At 59.5% G+C, this 17,179-nt stretch carries 13 protein-coding genes and 1 pseudogene; 4 read left to right on the top strand and 10 right to left on the bottom strand.

Annotated elements, in window-relative coordinates:
• Nucleotide 1 precedes the first annotated feature (1 nt).
• From ACK4OE_RS14585 to ACK4OE_RS14550, 8 genes and pseudogenes are all read right to left on the bottom strand, one after another.
• A complete protein-coding gene (locus ACK4OE_RS14585) occupies nt 2-2,191 on the bottom strand; it encodes a glycosyltransferase 61 family protein (RefSeq protein ID WP_409885529.1) in 2,190 nt (729 codons plus the stop codon).
• A gap of 2 nt (nt 2,192-2,193) precedes the next feature.
• Complete coding sequence (locus tag ACK4OE_RS14580; protein WP_409885528.1) at nt 2,194-2,967, bottom strand: ABC transporter ATP-binding protein; 774 nt, start codon at nt 2,965-2,967, stop codon at nt 2,194-2,196.
• 9 nt (nt 2,968-2,976) lie between these two features.
• Entirely contained in the window at nt 2,977-3,819 is an 843-nt protein-coding gene (locus ACK4OE_RS14575) for an ABC transporter permease (protein WP_409885527.1), read from the bottom strand.
• Nucleotides 3,819-4,850 carry a glycosyltransferase family 2 protein gene (locus ACK4OE_RS14570; RefSeq protein ID WP_409885526.1) on the bottom strand — a complete coding sequence of 344 codons (1,032 nt, stop codon included), beginning with the start codon at nt 4,848-4,850 and terminating at the stop codon, nt 3,819-3,821. The genes ACK4OE_RS14575 and ACK4OE_RS14570 overlap by 1 nt, the downstream gene beginning before the upstream one ends.
• A 123-nt stretch (nt 4,851-4,973) precedes the next feature.
• The gene (locus ACK4OE_RS14565; protein WP_409885525.1) at nt 4,974-6,086 is read right to left on the bottom strand and encodes a glycosyltransferase family 2 protein; all 1,113 of its coding nucleotides are present in this window, start codon (nt 6,084-6,086) and stop codon (nt 4,974-4,976) included.
• Nucleotide 6,087: 1 nt separating this feature from the next.
• Complete coding sequence (locus tag ACK4OE_RS14560) at nt 6,088-7,554, bottom strand: mannose-1-phosphate guanylyltransferase/mannose-6-phosphate isomerase (RefSeq protein ID WP_409885524.1); 1,467 nt, start codon at nt 7,552-7,554, stop codon at nt 6,088-6,090.
• The gene (locus ACK4OE_RS14555) at nt 7,551-7,922 is read right to left on the bottom strand and encodes a DUF2304 domain-containing protein (RefSeq protein ID WP_409885523.1); all 372 of its coding nucleotides are present in this window, start codon (nt 7,920-7,922) and stop codon (nt 7,551-7,553) included. Before ACK4OE_RS14555 ends, ACK4OE_RS14560 begins: the two co-directional genes overlap by 4 nt.
• A gap of 335 nt (nt 7,923-8,257) precedes the next feature.
• Nucleotides 8,258-8,394, bottom strand: a pseudogene (locus ACK4OE_RS14550) (IS5/IS1182 family transposase); the annotation flags it as partial.
• Nucleotides 8,395-8,676: 282 nt separating this feature from the next.
• On the opposite strand from ACK4OE_RS14550, the gene ACK4OE_RS14545 reads away from it, so the two are divergent.
• Together ACK4OE_RS14545 and ACK4OE_RS14540 are read left to right on the top strand one after the other, a co-directional pair.
• Nucleotides 8,677-10,023 carry a PQQ-dependent sugar dehydrogenase gene (locus ACK4OE_RS14545; RefSeq protein ID WP_409885522.1) on the top strand — a complete coding sequence of 449 codons (1,347 nt, stop codon included), beginning with the start codon at nt 8,677-8,679 and terminating at the stop codon, nt 10,021-10,023.
• Nucleotides 10,024-10,113: 90 nt separating this feature from the next.
• Complete coding sequence (locus ACK4OE_RS14540) at nt 10,114-12,168, top strand: TonB-dependent receptor family protein (protein ID WP_409885549.1); 2,055 nt, start codon at nt 10,114-10,116, stop codon at nt 12,166-12,168.
• Between the two features lie 855 nt (nt 12,169-13,023).
• Here ACK4OE_RS14540 and ACK4OE_RS14535 read toward each other — a convergent pair.
• Nucleotides 13,024-13,620 carry a PAS domain-containing protein gene (locus ACK4OE_RS14535; protein ID WP_409885521.1) on the bottom strand — a complete coding sequence of 199 codons (597 nt, stop codon included), beginning with the start codon at nt 13,618-13,620 and terminating at the stop codon, nt 13,024-13,026.
• A gap of 55 nt (nt 13,621-13,675) precedes the next feature.
• Nucleotides 13,676-16,270: a chemotaxis protein CheB gene (locus ACK4OE_RS14530; RefSeq protein ID WP_409885520.1), complete on the bottom strand. Its 2,595-nt coding sequence runs from the start codon at nt 16,268-16,270 to the stop codon at nt 13,676-13,678.
• 225 nt (nt 16,271-16,495) lie between these two features.
• On the opposite strand from ACK4OE_RS14530, the gene ACK4OE_RS14525 reads away from it, so the two are divergent.
• Entirely contained in the window at nt 16,496-16,786 is a 291-nt protein-coding gene (locus ACK4OE_RS14525; protein WP_291505108.1) for a co-chaperone GroES, read from the top strand.
• Between the two features lie 173 nt (nt 16,787-16,959).
• Nucleotides 16,960-17,179: TCP-1/cpn60 chaperonin family protein (locus ACK4OE_RS14520; RefSeq protein WP_409885519.1), on the top strand; the 220-nt coding region annotated here is incomplete at its 3' end.

The following is a 17,179-nucleotide window of genomic DNA, read 5'->3' as shown; positions in this document are numbered from 1 at the left end:
CTCAAGGCTCTATGCGGACAGCAGGATCCGCGGAGACAGTGGGCCTAGGCTTGGCAGGGATCCCCATGACCGTCGCGCCCTGAGCGACATCGCGGGTGACCACGGCGCCGGCGCCGACCATGGCATGCGCTCCGATGACCACGCCCGGCAGCACGCTGACGCCAACAGCCAGCGTGGCACCGTCTTCAATCACAGGGCCAGCGATATGGTCCGCATAGCTTCCACTGATGACATTGTCGTTGGTCGTCCCGACATGGATGCTGATGAAGACATCGTTGCCGATCCGGCAGTTGCCGGTGATGTGCGTGTTGTCCATGATCTTGGTGCGGTCACCGACATGGGCGTTGTAATTCAGGGTGACATAGCGGCTGACGATGCAAAAACTGCCGATGCGGCACTGCTCGCGGATGGACGCCCCGTCCCCGATTAAAGTGTTGTGCCCGATGCGCACGTCGTAGTACAGCACCGCGTGCGGGCCGATGCTGGAACTGCTACCGATCTCGACGAAGCGCTCGAATTCCGGCGTCCTGGCCAGCGCCCCAGCGCCCTTGGGCTCCTTGCCGATGAAAGCGCCGGGGAAGATCTCGACGGCGTCCCCAATGCGCACGCCGTCCGCGATCACGACGTGGGCGTGGATGCGGGTGTCGCGCCCGATCACCGCCTTGCCGATGACTGCATAAGGGTCAACAACGACACCCTCTTCTAGAATGGCTTCCGGGTGGATGATCGCGGAGGGATGGATGTTGGGATGGCTCATGGGCGTGTGAGGCTCCAGATCGTTGATGAATGCACTGACGGCCTCAGGGGGCACCTGAAAATCTGCATGCACATGGCTGGCGGCACCCTCGACATGGTTGCCGAACACATAGCTGACGGCCTTTCCAGAGGCTTTCGCCATGTTCTGCCAGTACCAGTAGATGACATCTTCCTGGCGGCTGATCAGTATCGCGATGTGCACTTGGCTGTTGGAAAAGATGATATTGGCCAGCGCTGCGCCTGTCGGGCCAATGATGACTTCAGCCTGTCGGAACAGTTGCACCTGCACCGCGAAGCTGAGTTTCTCGGGCTCCACCACCGTGAATCCCCGGTTGACCAGCAGAGATTCGATCGCGTCGGTATTCACCAGGCGCCGTACCCCCGAATTCCTGCGCAGGAAGATCTTGCGCGGCGTGGGGCCTGGCTGCAGCGACGCAAAACAGGCCTGGCGTATGGCCTCGAAGGCCAGACGGCTGAACTTGCCATGGCTCATTACGGCCGCATGCCCTCCCCGCGGCTCGAAGGGAACATAGCCGGCGCTGGAGACGATATAGAGCCGTGTGACCTTCATCGACCGGCCCAGCGGCAATGCGACGATAGGGTGCCTGTCCGTTACCAGCGTCCGCAGCGACTCCATGATGTTGGGGTGCAGCCCGTCGTTAACGATGAGCGGAATGCCATCGAACTCGGGCCTCGCGCACAGGAGGGCGATACGCGGCGCCACCTCGGTCAGCCAATGTGCGTAGTTCAGCGCGCAGGCGTCCACGAAATTCGCGGCGACATCCATGACTTCAGGCGTCGGGTCAGGTGCGTACCAGCTGACGGTGCCAGCCCCGACATCGAGGTACATGCGGTCGTGTAGTTCTTCGCTCGTGAAGTCTTCAGCCCGTGCGAACAGGTCATGGTGGACCGCACAACCCATGGCGCCCACGATGTGGGTTCCACCCTGCACCAAAGCATCGGACAGTTCCGCGACGAAGGTCTCTGGAAACGTATAGCGGGCGTGGGGCGACTTCAGGCGGTGCTGGTCTCGCAGGGGGTAGGCACGGGGCGCAGGCGTTTCCACCTCATGGGGCGCGGCCAGGACAGTCGTCTTCAGGCCATGCGTGCGCACGAAAACGGATTGTGCGGCCAAGGGCATGGTAGGGAGGATGCCCAAGAGCAGTTCCAGGCGCCGACGGAGTCTGCGATAGCGCGGAAAGAACATCAGCCAGCAGCGATTGACCATGGTCCGCACGACCGGATAGCGCTTGGCATGGCGGACATACAACTGTCCCAGCCAAAGGCTCTTGGCGCGGTCCACGGGACTGGCTGGCAGGGGGGGTGGTGCGACGAGCATGATGGCTTCCATGGCCGCGGCGTTCGCGGAAGGCGGAGCACTTGACGGGTCGGCAACGGCCACGGTCGGGGCGATGGGTGTCGGATTGTCTGCCATGCTCAAATCTGCATCAGCTCAGCATCTCCATCCTCACGGTGCCAGCGGAGGCACTCATCGATGGGCGCGATCAATTCGATCCGTCCGCGCTTCATCACGATTCCGGTTGTGCAGAACGATTGGAGAATACTCTCGTTATGTGAGGCAAGCACCAAGATCGACACGCCGTCGATCAGCCCGTTGATCCGGGCCTGTGCTTTCTTGACGAAAGACGCGTCGCCGGCGCCGATCATCTCGTCCATCAGCAGAATATCGGGGGTTATCGAAGTGGATACGGCGAATGCAAGGCGCAAAAGCATGCCCTGCGAATAAGTCCTCACGGGCAATTGCAGGTATTCGCCCAGTTCGGTAAAACGCTCAATCTCAGGAATTAGCGCAATGGCGGCGCGTCGATTGAGTCCCATCACGATGCCACGCATCACGATATTGTCATAACCGCTGGCATCCAAGTCCATGCCCAGCATGATGTCCGTCAGCGAAGATATCCGACCTTCCTGGGCCATAAGTCCGCGTGTCGGCTCATAAACACCCGACAGCACCCGCAGCAGCGTGGTCTTGCCGGCGCCGTTGCGGCCTATCAGGCCGATGCGGTCGCCGGGCTTCAGCGCAAGGCTGATGTCGTGGAGCGCATGGACACATACGTTCCCCATACCTGCAGATTCCACTCGATTTTGCTCGCGCCGCGAATGCCCAAAAATGGTATTGATCAACCCCCGCGACCGCGAGTTGTATACGGGAAAATCGATGGAGACGTTTTGAAGTGTAATTCCGACCATGACGCTCTGCTACAGCCAATAAATAATGCGCCTGCGAGCGAGCAGGTAGAGAACGCAAAAAAGCGCCAGTGCCAGGACGGTGGCCCCCCAGGCATGCGTCCAAGCCTGAGGCGCTGCCGCCGCGCCGAGAAGTGGTGCTCTCAATATCTCCAGAAACGCAGCCAGCGGATTCAAATGCACCAATATCCTGGCCCTCTCGGTCAGTTGGTCCGGGCGCCACATGACCGGCGTAATAAAAAAACTTATCTGCATGACGCTGGCCACAGCCATGGGAATGTCGCGAAAACGAGCAGCCAGTGCCCCGAGGATGGCAACGACCGCCCAGGCACACACAAGGGTAAGCAGCACCGCCGCGAGAAAGGGTAACCACTGCACGTGGGCGAAGTGTCCAGACCATAGCAGCACAGCCACCAGCACGGCGAGATTATGAGCAAGCATGATCACATTTCTCCATACCAGTCTGAACACAAACGTCAGCTTGGGATAGGGCATCTGCTTGAGAAACGCATCCGACTGGATGTACGTCATACATCCTTCATTGATTAACGCGGAGATGAAACCAAAGAAGATGTGTCCGGCGCAGAAATAGGGCAAATAGTCGGCGATGGGAAGCTTGAAAAGCTGCGCACCGATAAGGCCGAAGGCCACAATGAAGAACGCGCTGTTGAAGACGATCCATAGCGGTCCCACAAATGATCGGCGGTACTGCTTGGCAATGTCGTTCCACCCCAGAAAAACCCAGAATCTCCAGTTTCGCAGCGACTCCCCGATGTCCTTGCATAACAAAGACGCCTGACTCACTGGCCTGATCTGAGGCGCGGATTCAATGCACCTGTCCACCTGCCTTTCCATTAAGTATTCCTCACTATTTTTTTCCGTGCATACCGACGTAACTTGTCCACGAAATCCACCAACGGATTTCGATCCGAGAAAATCGCGTTGTCAGATATGAGTTGCCGGTACGTAGTCATGGATGCCCCACTGTGGTCGGCCACACCGCCAGAAATACGGTGATACAGCACACGGGCCCTGAAGTTCAAAACCTCACGGCTATGCAAGTTTTCCAGTGCCTCCAACATCAGCGCACGGCGCACGGCCACTTGCTGCGCGCTCTCCCCTTCATAAACTGGGGCGGCCAGTTTTTCATAGACAACACTAAGCTCAAAATGGTGGCGGTTTCGCGATGCTTCATTTTCGGAACTCAGATTGGACCCGTTGAGCATCATCCGGTACTGGACAAGCGGCTGATCCATCACAAACAAGTCATTGTCGACTGCAACGCGCAGCCAATAATCATAGTCCTGTAACTGAATCAGGCCAGGATCAAAAAATCCAACTCGTTCGATCACCGATCGGCGAATTAAAGCACTCGGCGCTAGCAGAAAGTTTCCCCGCCGCAGCAATTCTTGGAAAATAACAACCTTGTCTGCATTGAACGCTGGAAACACAGGCAGGTCCGAATACTGTCGACGTGTTAGTGACTCTCCTTGGGGGCCAATGAATACTGGGGTTGAGAAGACAGCACCCACTTTTGGGTTCGCGAACAAGTGCTCAACCTGAAGCGCTGTTTTATCACGCAAGTGAATGTCATCAGATCCGCTGACCGCAAGGAACTCACCTTTAGCCATCCGTATGCATCGGTTGACGGTTTCTCCAGGTCCGACGTTGATGGAATTACGATACACACGGATACGCGAATCGCTCTGCGAGCGGACAATTTCATAGGTTGAATCGGTAGAGCAGTCATCGAATACCACCACCTCAATGTTGGGGTACGACTGTGCCAGTATGCTTTTGAGACATGCCCCTACATACTTCGCATGGTTATATGCAGGGATGCAGTAGCTGACCAGCGGCATGCTGGAACCCGTGGTGCAATTCATTGGACGATTTTCATATCGAGCAGCTACCGCATTTTTTCAGGTTAAGCGCCCACCCGACGCAGGCACCTGGAAAGTCAACAATAGTGTCGGCGCTAGTGAAGCCGTCGCTGCCAGTCACGTTGGTCATTTTTTGGAACTGAAAAAGAAACTTCTAAAAAAAGAATACTCTTGCGCAACCATACGCGCGTAGCCCGCACGGTAAAAGCGCGGTGTTATGAAGCTTGGCAGGGCGCTGTAATGCAATTGGAGGTGGGGACGAAGGCTTTTGCGCTCAGCCATGAATTCTGGCATCTGGCGCAGGGCGTCTCTATAAACCCTCCAAATCAGCGAGAACCGCCCCGCAAGGATATGTCGCGCCGTCATCAACATATGGGCAAGCAGCAAAAATAGGCCGTACCGCAAAAACATGCCTTGCGGCATGAGCTTGATGTGCATCCACAAGGCATTGCGCAGCCCGTGGTAAGCGATAAAAGCGTTGTAGCCACCACCACTGCTCGCCTGGCCTTCATGCAGTGCCATCAACTGGTCTATAAAAATAGGGCGATAACCCAGTAACAGTGCACGCAGGACCATGTCGGTGTCTTCGCAGTAGCAGAAAAAACGGGGGTCAAAGCAGTAGCCGGACACGGCTTTGAGGCGCTCTGCCAGTGCCCGGGTGAACATGCAGCAGCCGCCCGTGGGCCCTATGTAGTTGTCGTCCAGCGCTTTGCGGTCTGCCGGCATCAGGCTGGCATACATGGATATGCCCAGCGTATCCACCTCTGCAGGGTTTGCCAGTTTGTGCATGCGCCCTCCGGCCAAGCCTGCCCCGCTGCCTGCGGCATCCAGCGCTGCGCTCAGTGTGGCCAGCATCTCCTTCTGCGCAACGGCATCGTTGTTCAGCAACATGATTTGCTGGCATGCGGATTGGCGAAGCAACAAGTCGATGAGCGCATTGCTGCCGTTGGCAAAGCCCAGATTCGTGTCTGACCGATAGATTTGAAGGCTTCCGCCCGCAGGCGGCCGACACCCCTGGCGCAGGTGCTCGAAATCTTCGGCGGACGACGCGTTGTCCAAAACCAGCACCCAGTCTGGCAACACAGTGGACTGTTGAATGGACTCCAGGCAGCGCAAGGTCTGCCGGGCGGTGTTGTAGTTGATCACGAGCACGCCAATCCCAGTCAGGGGTGCGTACGGCGCATCAAGCCGCGACACCAGAACGGCGGCGGCTCCGGATGCCGGTTGCGCATCGCTCATCTCATTGCACCCGCTCTGTGCGGCCGTAAGCGTCATCCAGACGCACGATGTCGTCTTCGCCAAGATAGGCGCCAGACTGGACTTCGATAATCTCCAAAGGCTCTGCACCTGGGTTGCGCAGCCGGTGTGTGTGGCCTACGGGAATGAATGTGGATTCGTTTTCGTGCAAGCGATAGCATCGATCACCGTGCGTGACTTCAGCTATTCCCTTCACCACCACCCAGTGCTCAGCGCGGCGCTGGTGCATTTGCAGGCTAAGGCTAGCTCCGGGGTTCACCACGATGCGCTTGACCTGAAATCGTTCGCCGCGGTCGATACTGTCATACCAACCCCAAGGGCGATGGACCTTGCGATGTGTGTGTGCCAAGGCATCACCATTGCGCGCAAGGTTTGCCACCACTTGTTTGACCTCTTGGGTAAAGCGCTTGTCAACAACCAGCACGGCGTCGGGTGTTTCAACCACAATGATATCTTGCAGCCCAACTCCGGCTACCAAGCGGCTGCTGGCCAACAGCAGTGAGTTGGTGCAGTTGTGCTGCACCACGGTGTCGCCGAGTAGCGCATTGCCTTGTGCGTCACGCGCACTTACACCCCACAGAGCATCCCATGCCCCCACATCAGACCACCCCGCTTGTAAAGGCACCACGCACGGCGCCACGCCCCATTCAGGGTGCATTGGCAGCTTTTCCATAACAGCGTAGTCAATAGAGTCGGATGGGCAGAGCGAAAAAGCCGTGGCATCCGGTCGAATGAAGTCAATATCGTGGCGGGCCGCTTGCATCGACTTCTCACAGGTTTGACGCATGTCGGGGCGACAATGGCCAATCGCCTTCAACCATGTGCTGGCGCGCAGCATAAACAGGCCGCTGTTCCACAGGTAGTTACCTGCGTTCACGTATTGCTGGGCAGTGTCAGCATCCGGTTTCTCGGTAAAGCCGTCGACCAAAAAAACTCCTTCTGCCTGAGTGCTCTGATGGCGTATGTAGCCATAACCTGTTTCGGGATAGTCTGCCTCAACACCAAAAGTGACCACATGCCCCTGGATTGCTGCTGCGTAAGCAGTTTGCACTGCGCTGTGAAAAGCGGCCAAGTCAGAAACAACGTGATCTGCTGGCATGGCAAGCATGACGGGGTCTGCCCCCTGTGCTGTAGCCTGGAGCGCTGCGAGGGTTAAGGCCGGCGCTGTATTTCGCCCAACAGGCTCTAGAAGAATAGTCGCACCAAGTACACCTGCTTCTCTTAACTGGCTGGCCACCAGAAACCGATGATCTTCGTTGCAAACCAATAGCGGCGCGTAAGCGATTGGGATGGCAGGGTGTAGACCATGCAGGCGTGTAGCGGTATGCTGCAACATGGTTTTTGTCCCCGAGAACGCCAAGAACTGCTTAGGATAACTTTCTCGCGAAAGCGGCCACAAGCGAGTGCCTGAGCCTCCGCACAAAATGACGGGAAGCAAGAGGTCTGTCACGGGTTGAAAGAATCAGATGACCCAAACTGGCGAACCGATTCGAGATCTGCTTCCAGCAAGGCCAACCGTTGATTCAAGCGACGCACGTCGCGCTCGATTCGGGTGTTAACCATATCTGCATGCAAGGCTTTGACCACCAGCACCATGCAGGCTAAAAGCAGCAATAGCGCAGGCGGATAGCTGAAACCCGTCCACCTCGCCAAACGATCTATAAGGCCGGGCCAGGCACCTAACACCGCCGCTGCCACAGCCACCACGACCCAGAACAAACCGTGCATAAGGTACAGGTGATCCCGGCGTATCAGATAGAGAATCAGCACCGCCAAGCCAATACCCATCAGCGCGGTAGTTATTTGCAAAGATGGCATGACGCTCCAGGCCCAATTCTGAAAACTTGTGAGGGTGCCCGACGACACTCTTGCGGGCGGGAAATGACTGTTTGTACCGCTGGAGCATGGACGCGATACACATCTGATGGGCGCGACAGCCGATCGACCCATGCTGCCCGTATTGTAAAGGACGGGTTGGGGATACTCTGAGCAGCTCGGATTCGTGAGTACTACAGGGCCAAAGTTTTTTCATATGCCGCAGTTGCAGTCGTTTGCTCGCGTCTTCGCGCCACTATCACGCAGTTTCGAGTGATGTGCCCCGTTTTTTGCGGCCCGCAATCCGTTACCGAGCGCACGCATTCCCACGCCACCACCTATAACTGACGACGCACCATCCACAGGTTCGATAGAGCACACAGCGTCTTAAGCTTTAGCGCGTTCTTCTTCAGCCCTCCCGGTAGAGCGCCTTGGTATAGCCAAATTGCCATTTGATTATCCGGAACGGATGCTCCCTCCTTGGCACTGATGCTGGCCTTGATCTTCTGAACCTAGTCGATCAGAGCGTCAATGGCGTTGCTTTCCTTGTCCAGCGCTTTGCCATTTTCTTGGCATCGCCACATGCCAAGTGAAATCTTCCCTGGAATATGGGCGCTTTTGTGCGCCTTGCATCTCCTTAGTGCTGCGCAGCAGATAGGGAACGGAGACGTAGCTCGCAGCACCCACGCCTGCGTCCCGTCGGGGTTGCGGCCTTGACCTACAAAGGCAGCCAAAGTGGGCCGCCCATACTTTCGCCATGACCATGCCATCTTGCACCTCACGCCGCTCGCCCATCCGATGGGTGCCCTTTTTTGCACTCGTCGGCCATATGGCGGCTGCGGTCGCCCAGCAGGCGCCAGGTGTCGGAGTGGGAGCCAGCCCGCAGCTACCAGCACCAGACAAAAACCTGCTGATCCCCACGGTCAATATTGCGCCCGCCGAGGGCTGGCCCCAAGGCGTGATCCCGCAAGCGCCCGCAGGCTTCAAGGTGACCGCGCTGGCCTCAGGGCTGGACCACCCTCGCTGGGTGTATGTGCTGCCCAATGGCGACGTGCTCGTGGCCGAAAGCAACAAGCCCCCGCAACCCGAAGGCGTGAAGAACGTTCACGCCGATGGCCTTCGCGGCAAGGCCATGGGCTTGGTGATGAAGCGGGCCGGTGCCGGAACGCCCAGTGCCAATCGCATCACGCTACTGCGCGACGCCGATGGAGATGGCGTGGCAGAAACCAAATCCGTCTTTCTGAGAGACCTGACTTCCCCCTTCGGCATGGCTTTGGTGGGCAACCAGCTCTACATCGCCAATGCCGACGCGATCGTGAAGGTGCCGTACGAGACGGGACAGACAACCATCACCACCACCCCGGTGAAATTGACGGACCTGCCCGCTGGCGCAAACCACCACTGGACGAAAAACATCATTGCCAATGCAGACGGTAGCAAGCTGTACGCCACCGTGGGGTCTAACAGCAACATCGGCGATAACGGCATGGCGTCTGAAGAAGGCCGCGCGGCCATCTGGGAGGTGGATGTCGCGTCGGGTAACAAGCGGCTGTTTGCCAGCGGCCTGCGCAATCCCAATGGCCTGGGCTGGGAGCCGCAGAGCAAAGCCCTGTGGACCGTGGTGAACGAACGCGACGAGCTGGGCAATGACCTGGTGCCGGACTACCTGACGTCAGTAAAGGACGGCGCTTTTTACGGCTGGCCTTGGAGCTACTGGGGCCAGAACGTAGACACCCGGGTGAAGCCACCCAACCCGGACATGGTGGCCAAGGCCATTGCTCCAGACTATGGCCTGGGCTCGCATGTGGCCCCGCTGGGCCTGGCGTTCTCTGATGCACGCATGCCTGCTGAATTTGCCAGTGGCGCCTTCATCGGCCAGCACGGTTCATGGAACCGCAAGGAACTGACCGGGTACAACGTGGTGTACGTGCCATTTGCCCAGGGGCGACCCACAGGCGCACCCGTGCCGTTTCTGACCGGGTTCTTGAGTAAGGACGGCAACGCCTATGGCCGCCCCGTGGGCGTGGCGCTGGATGGCAAAGGCGCGCTGCTGGTGGCCGATGATGTGGGCAACGTGATCTGGCGCGTTGGGCGTGTACAGTGATGTGTCACTGTGACTAAAAAGCCTTCTCAATCCCTCACCCGACACCTGCCGTGGCAGTGGGCCGTCCCGGTGTTTCTGGTCAGCAGCACGATTGCGACTGCCCACGCGCAAGGCGCGCCAGAACCCAGCTCCACCGAGCCTCCCGTGTCGCTGGGCACCGTCGACGTGGTGGACAGCGCGCAGGCACAAAAGCGTTTTGACAGCGCCGCCAGCCACAGCAGCGTCGCCATCGATAGCTTCACGGCAACAACCCCTCTGGTGCATGTCTCCGAAGTGCTCGCGGGCCAGGCGGGCGTGGTGGCATCCGACCGGGGCAACTATGCGCAAGATCTGCAGGTGTCAGTCCGCGGATTTGGCTCACGCTCCACCTTTGGTGTACGGGGCGTGCGCATTCTTGTGGACGGAATCCCGGCCAGCATGCCCGACGGCCAAGGCCAGGCCGCCACGGCGCAGTTGCTAACGGCATCTCAGATCGACGTGCTGCGCGGCCCGCTTGCGCAGTTGTATGGCAACTCCGCGGGCGGGGTGTTGCAAGTCACCACCCGCAACCCGCGCCCCGGGGGCGGGGCGCAAGCGGGCATCGGCCTGGGCTCCTTCGGCCAGCGGCTTGCCGAGGCGTCATTTGACTTTGGCGACCAGAACCTGGGCGGGGTGCTGGGCGTCTCGCATTTCGAGACCGATGGCTGGCGCGACCACAGCGCCGCGCGGCGCACGCACCTCAACGGGAAACTGGTCGCACAAATCGACGCCCGAACGCGCGTCACTGGCCTGGTCAATCTGTACGACCAACCTCTGGCGCTGGACCCGGTCGGCATGACCAAGGCGCAGTTCCAGGCCAACCCACGCCAGGCGATTGCGGCGACCACCGCATTTGGCACACGCAAATCCGTGGGGCAAAACCAGCTGGGGCTAGTGCTGGACCACCAGCTCAGCGACACCGACAGTGTGCAGTTGCGCGCCTATGGCGGCACGCGCCAACTCACGCAGTACCTGAGCTTCAGCGGCGAGGCCGCCAACAGCTCCGGCGGCGTGGTGGACCTGGACCGCGACTACTACGGCGCGGCAGCCACCTGGACACGATCGCTGCGATTGGCCTCGGGCCTGCCATTGACGCTAACAGCAGGATTGGAAGCCCACCGCCTGTCCGAGCACCGCCAGGGCTTTGTGAACGCTGCGGGCACCAGCGGCGACCTGCGGCGCAATGAACAAGACAGCGCAGGCAATATGGATGCCTATGCGCAGGTGGACACCTGGCTGTCGCCCCGCTGGCGTGCCATTGCGGGCCTGCGCACGAGCCAGGTTCGGGTGAATGTGGACGACCGATACATCACCCCCACCAACCCCGACGACAGCGGATCACGCACCTGGCGACACACCAGCCCTTCCGTCGGATTGGTGTGGACCGCCACCGACCAGCTCAACCTGTACGCCAACATCGGCAGGGGGTTTGAGACGCCCACACTGGCCGAGATGGCCTATGGCATCGACAACCGGGGCCCCAACTACGGCCTGGCTGCCGCGCGCAGTCGTCAGTGGGAGCTTGGAGCCAAGTGGCGTGCAGCCGCACATGAGCTGGATGTGGCGTGGTTCGACACCCGCAGCAAAGACGAGATCGTTCCGGTCGCAACGGTCAACGGCCGCTCTGTGTTTCAGAATGTGGACAACGTGCGCCGCCGCGGGCTGGAACTGACCTGGCGTGCCAACCATGGCACCTGGTCGCCCCGCGTGAGCTACACCTACCTGGACGCGTATTTCGGGAGCGCTTTCACCGGCGCAGGCAACGCCACCATCGCGGCGGGCAACCGGCTGCCGGGCACCGCGCGACACGCGGCGCAACTGGCGCTGGACTACGCGCCCCAAGCGCACTGGCAGGTGGGCGCAGCGGTGAACGTATCAGGCGCCGTTTTTGCCAACGACCGCAACAGTGAATCCGCAGCGGGCTTTGCCGTGGTCAGTCTGCACGCAGCCTATCGTGTGGGCAGCAGCGACGCTGGAGCCACGCGTTGGCAGTTCTGGGCACGGATGGACAACGTCTTCAACCGCAAGTACGCCGGTACGCTGATCGTCAATGACGGCAACGGGCGGTTCTTTGAACCCGCAGCGGGTCGGCGCTTGATGGTGGGCGTGCGCACGCAGTTTTTGTAGCCACATTTCACAGGCTGTGTTCTACCGGACGTGGTGGCCCCAGCAAATGGCGTTCCGTCGCTTTCATCTGTCAACAATCTACGCCTCCGGATTGAATACAGCTTCTTTTCACGCGCGGTGGGTCAGGTCATGCGTGGGCTGTTGTGCCCGGCCTCAACACACCCGATGGGGCGGCGCATTCGGTACAGACCTGCGCAGTTGATCCAGCGCTTTCACGCAGTCGGCCACCACCTGCTGCGGCGTCTCCCATCGAAAACCCGCAGGGTTGACGGACCCCTTCTCGGACACCGCCCGGGCAAGCGTTTCTGTCACCGCCCCAAAAAGCAAATGCCAATCTTCCATTGCAATACCTACAGGGGAAGCTGAGGGACCAAGATGTGGGGCAGCGCAGTTGCGCTTTGCTGGGGCGCAGGTGGCCGCCTTGCCCAGCGTGGTGTAGAGCATTCGTGACGACCAGGAGGAGTCGCCCTGCGGTGCGCGGCGCTGGGCAGGAGGTGTTGCGGAGAACCATGGACATACTGGCTGCTGCCAGCATTGCGCAGCCGCCGCCGTCGATGCTTCAGATGAAGTCATTGCCATTGAATTGCTCCGGTCAAGTTACTTCAGAACAGATCTGCCCGTTGGGTTCGACCGCGCGCACGGCTCAGGCCGAACAACCCAACAAATCGTTTTTAGAGCGTTGCTGCGCTTGCGTCTGTGCGCTTACGCACGTACTGACCGGGAAAGTCGCCCAATGCTTTGATGAACGCGCGTCTGCCCCACGCTGCGCTCAACCTTCAGGCATCCTCATGCGTTCGCGTGGGTCTTAGGAAGACAGCGCCCCGCGCCTCTGTGTCTAGCCCACGGGCCCAGGCCCTACGCCGGTACCGCTACGAGCACCAACACAAACCGGCTTGAAGACACTTCCCTGCCAGCGGTGCACAGCAGCTTTCGAGGGGCGCAGCCTTGCAGCGGCAGCAGTTGCAGCTCAAAGGACTCGGGCACAGCGTCATCTTTTGCCTGCGTGAGCATTTTCTGCAGCTGCGCATTGCTGGACGGTGAAAGAAAGCGGTTGAAGGATCTGCCCAGCACGTCGTTGCCTGCAGCACCCAACAAGCGGACACCCGCCTGGTTGATCTCGCACACCACGCTGGCTTCATCAAGGACCAGAAACGCTGCAGGCGCTTGCTGAACAAGGTGCAGCTGACGCGCCAATTGGTTCTCCAGCTCGGCACGGGACTGTTGAAGTTCCTCGTGCTGCATTTCGACCTCAACCTGGTGGACCTGGAGTTCGTGCAGCAGCGCAAGGGCATCGCCAGCGGTGGATGGCGAGGACGCCAACTGGAACAACACCGCCATCGCTTCGGATGTGCTGGCACGGGACAAGTCGCTTCGGACGCCTTGCGTCAACTGGCTCGTCGCCCGCTCGCGCAAGCCCGACAGGTAAGGCGAAGATTCCGCGAGGTATGACATGGATGCTCCAAAAAATGTGCGTTGCAAAGCGTACGTTTCGCCGCTGCTTTTGACTCTACCCCTTGCGAAGCCGAGACTCGAGCTCTTTCGCCGTGGTGATATCAATGAGGGTGATGACCACCCCCTGAATCACATTGGCGAGTGTTCTGTAAGGCTTGATCCGCACCAGAAACCACAATCCATCGGTCGTGGTGATCTCTTTTTCTGTCAAGGTCAGCGTCTTGAGGGTTTGACGGGCGTCGTCGTTGAGCGTGGGGTAATTGAGCGTGCTGGCCAGATCCGTCAGCGGTCGGCCGATGTCACCTTCTCGCAGGTGGATGATGCGGGTGATTTGCTCGGTGTAGCGGCGCACATTCAAGGCACTGTCCAGAAACAAGGTGGCGATGTCTGTGCTGTTGAGCAGGTTCTGCATATCGCTCTGCGCCAGCGCCAGATCGTCCAGTTTCGTTTGCAGCTCCTGGTTCAGCGTCTGCAGCTCCTCGTTCATCGACTGCGACTCTTCCTTCGAAGTGGTCAGCTCCTCGTTGGCTGACTGCAGTTCCTCATTGGTGGACTGCAGCTCTTCATTGGCAGCCTGCAACTCCTCGGCCGAAGCCCCCATCTCCTGCCGCAGGGCCTTGATTTCATCCTTGCAGCGCTGCAGTTCTTCGGCCGCCTGAGGATCGGCAACACCTGAAGAGACACGGCGCCTGCGCTTGGCCGCAACCGGCGCGACCACGTCGCGAAAAACAACCATCACCAACCCTGCCAGTGAATGGGGTTCGTGCAGAACCTTGACCGTCACATCCAAAGACGTTTGCGTGGGCTCTTCGCCCAGGTGCAAACCGCGTAGCTCCACACTGCCTTTTTCCAGGATGGCTTGTCGCAGTGCCGCTGCAATCTGGGTCCGGATGGTGGGGCGGGCCATCACATGAATGTTCCAGTTGGCTTTGCCAGACGCCGGCTCCAGGTACTTGCCCACGCTGCCGTTGATATAGACGACGTCGCCCTGGTCGGTGACCAGCACCGCAGCAGGGGAAAACTCCCGCAGCAACGCCTGCTCAGCGTGGGTTTGCAGATTGGCGGGAAGCACGGCCGAAGGGGACACCTTGAACTCCTGAGGATGCCGGCTGGTTGCCCGGCGAGGGCTGGTCGGAAAGTGCACCGAGCCAGCGTTGACTGAATTCTCACTGCGCCAATACAGCCGGGACTTCTGACTCATCGGCGTAAAAAGCGCTTGCGAGTTGCCGATGGTCTCGGAACCCCCGAGCAACAGCACGCCGCCAGGGCGCAGGCTGTAGCTGAAAAGCGGCATCAGTCGACTTTGCAGTGCCGCATTGAAATAGATCATCAAGTTGCGGCACGAGAGCAGGTCCAGCTTGGTGAAGGGGGGGTCAAGAATGACATCGTGCTGTGCAAACAGCACCATTTCCCGAATCTCCTTGCTGACCACAAAACCACCGCCTTGCCGCGTGAAGAATCTGTCCAACCGGACGGGGTCCATATCGTCCGCAATCTTCAACGGATACAGGCCCTTGCGGGCTGCAGTGATGGCGTCGGCACTCAGATCACTGGCAAAAATCTGCAGCGAACAGCGTTCGGCGCCAGCGCACTCTGTCACCGCCTCTCTGAAGACCATGGCCAGGGAGTAAGCCTCTTCGCCCGTCGAGCATCCCACCACCCAGGCTCGGAGTCGGGTGCCTGGCGCGCAGCGCGCCAACAAGGCGGGCATGACGACCTCCTTGAGTTCTTGCCAGACAGGGGCGTCTCGGAAAAACTGGGTTACGCCAATCAGCATCTCCTTGAAGAGCAAGTCCAGTTCTTGGGGGTTGTCTCTGACGAACTTCTCGTAAGCGGCCGTGGTGCTCAGGCCATGGACACCCAGGCGCCGCTGGATGCGTCGGCGCAGCGTGCTGGGTTTGTAGTCCGACAAGTCGTGTTTGCTGCGTTCTCTCAGCAACCCCAGGATGGCTCCCATCGCGGGCCCGCCGCCCCTCTCATCACCTTCATCACTCGTTGCGCACTCGTCTACCGCTCCGTCCTTTGGCGTCCCTGGAGCGCCGCGCTCTTCTTCGATGCGGCGCATGATGCGATCCGGCAGTTCGGCCACCAGGCCAATGATGTCAACGCACCCTGCGGCAATAGCACTCTTGGGCATCGAATCGAACTGGGCGGACTCAGGCAACTGGGCCAGGGTCAGGCCTCCCTCGGACTGGATTGCCCGCAACCCCAAGGTGCCATCGGACCCCATGCCCGAAAGAACCACACCGATGGCCTGCGCACCCAAATCGCGGGCGAGCGATGTAAAAAACAGATCAATGGGAAGCCGCATGCCGCGGGGCTGGGCCGGTGGCGCAAGGTGCAGCAGCCCTGCGGCCACCGTCAGTTCCTTGTTCGGCGGAATGACGTAGACCACGTCGGGCTCCATGCGCATCGTGTCGGTCGCTTCAAGCACCTCCATCGCCGTAGCGCGCTGCAGCAGTTCAGCCAGCATCGCCTTTTGCGTAGGGTCCAGATGCTGAACCACCACGTAGGCCAGACCGCTCGACCGTGGAACATGCGCCAGAAATTGCTCCAACGCGATCAGCCCACCGGCTGACGCTCCCAACCCCACGGCACGAACCGCACTTGAAGTGCGTGCGCCGACGCCGTGGTTGGAGGGTTGGCCCATGGTCGATTATCGGGGTAGCCGGGCTCGACACCCCGCGCCACAAATTTGTGAAGTTTCCCCTGCTGAACCTGGGGGTGTCTTGAAATGGCCACAAATGCCCGTATCATTAGCACTCACTGCAGGCGAGTGCTAACAACATTTCTCCTGCCGGCAGTTTGGTAGCGCCTGGGTCACCGGGCGCTTATTGAGTACGACAGTTTTTTTACTGAAATCAGGAGCATTGCAATGAATCTTCGCCCTCTGCACGATCGCGTGATCGTCAAGCGTATCGAAAGCGAAACCACGACGGCATCCGGCATCGTGATCCCTGACAACGCCGCTGAAAAGCCCGATCAAGGTGAAGTGCTGGCCGTCGGCCCCGGCAAGAAGAACGACAAGGGCGAAGTGATGGCCCTGAACGTGAAGGTCGGCGACCGCGTTCTGTTCGGCAAGTACTCGGGCCAGACCGTCAAGGTCAACGGCGACGAGCTGCTGGTCATGAAGGAAGACGATCTGTTCGCAGTGGTTGAAAAGTAATCGCTTCAGCGATTGCTTTCGTCGAAGGCTAACTTGGCGCAGCCAAGTTAAGGGCTGCAAGCCCGGCCGGAGACAGAAGTCCCCCAGCATTCAGAAACTCTCATTTTCATAGCTGTTAACGCTCACTGGATAAGCGATAGCAGCCAATTTGAACCAAATTTAGGAGCTCCATCATGGCAGCAAAAGACGTAGTTTTCGGCGGCGAAGCCCGCGCACGCATGGTTGAAGGCGTGAACATCTTGGCCAACGCGGTCAAGGTGACCCTGGGCCCTAAGGGTCGCAATGTGGTGCTGGAGCGCTCGTTCGGCGCCCCTACCGTGACCAAGGACGGTGTGTCCGTGGCCAAGGAAATCGAACTCAAGGACAAGCTGCAGAACATGGGCGCCCAGCTCG

Origin of the sequence: Acidovorax sp. (assembly GCF_046314175.1) — a bacterium.
Lineage (GTDB): Bacteria > Pseudomonadota > Gammaproteobacteria > Burkholderiales > Burkholderiaceae_C > Acidovorax.
The sequence above is the reverse complement of the archived record's forward strand: the minus strand, read 5'-3'. Positions and strand labels throughout refer to the sequence as shown.

Excerpts from the sequence above, each read along its gene's own strand:
- ACK4OE_RS14585 (WP_409885529.1), bottom strand. The coding sequence starts at position 2,191 with ATGGCAGACAATCCGACACCCATCGCCCCGACCGTGGCCGTTGCCGAC.
- ACK4OE_RS14580 (WP_409885528.1), bottom strand. The coding sequence starts at position 2,967 with ATGGTCGGAATTACACTTCAAAACGTCTCCATCGATTTTCCCGTATAC.
- ACK4OE_RS14575 (WP_409885527.1), bottom strand. The coding sequence starts at position 3,819 with ATGGAAAGGCAGGTGGACAGGTGCATTGAATCCGCGCCTCAGATCAGG.
- ACK4OE_RS14570 (WP_409885526.1), bottom strand. The coding sequence starts at position 4,850 with ATGAATTGCACCACGGGTTCCAGCATGCCGCTGGTCAGCTACTGCATC.
- ACK4OE_RS14565 (WP_409885525.1), bottom strand. The coding sequence starts at position 6,086 with ATGAGCGATGCGCAACCGGCATCCGGAGCCGCCGCCGTTCTGGTGTCG.
- ACK4OE_RS14555 (WP_409885523.1), bottom strand. The coding sequence starts at position 7,922 with ATGCCATCTTTGCAAATAACTACCGCGCTGATGGGTATTGGCTTGGCG.
- ACK4OE_RS14545 (WP_409885522.1), top strand. The coding sequence starts at position 8,677 with ATGACCATGCCATCTTGCACCTCACGCCGCTCGCCCATCCGATGGGTG.
- ACK4OE_RS14535 (WP_409885521.1), bottom strand. The coding sequence starts at position 13,620 with ATGTCATACCTCGCGGAATCTTCGCCTTACCTGTCGGGCTTGCGCGAG.
- ACK4OE_RS14530 (WP_409885520.1), bottom strand. The coding sequence starts at position 16,270 with ATGGGCCAACCCTCCAACCACGGCGTCGGCGCACGCACTTCAAGTGCG.
- ACK4OE_RS14525 (WP_291505108.1), top strand. The coding sequence starts at position 16,496 with ATGAATCTTCGCCCTCTGCACGATCGCGTGATCGTCAAGCGTATCGAA.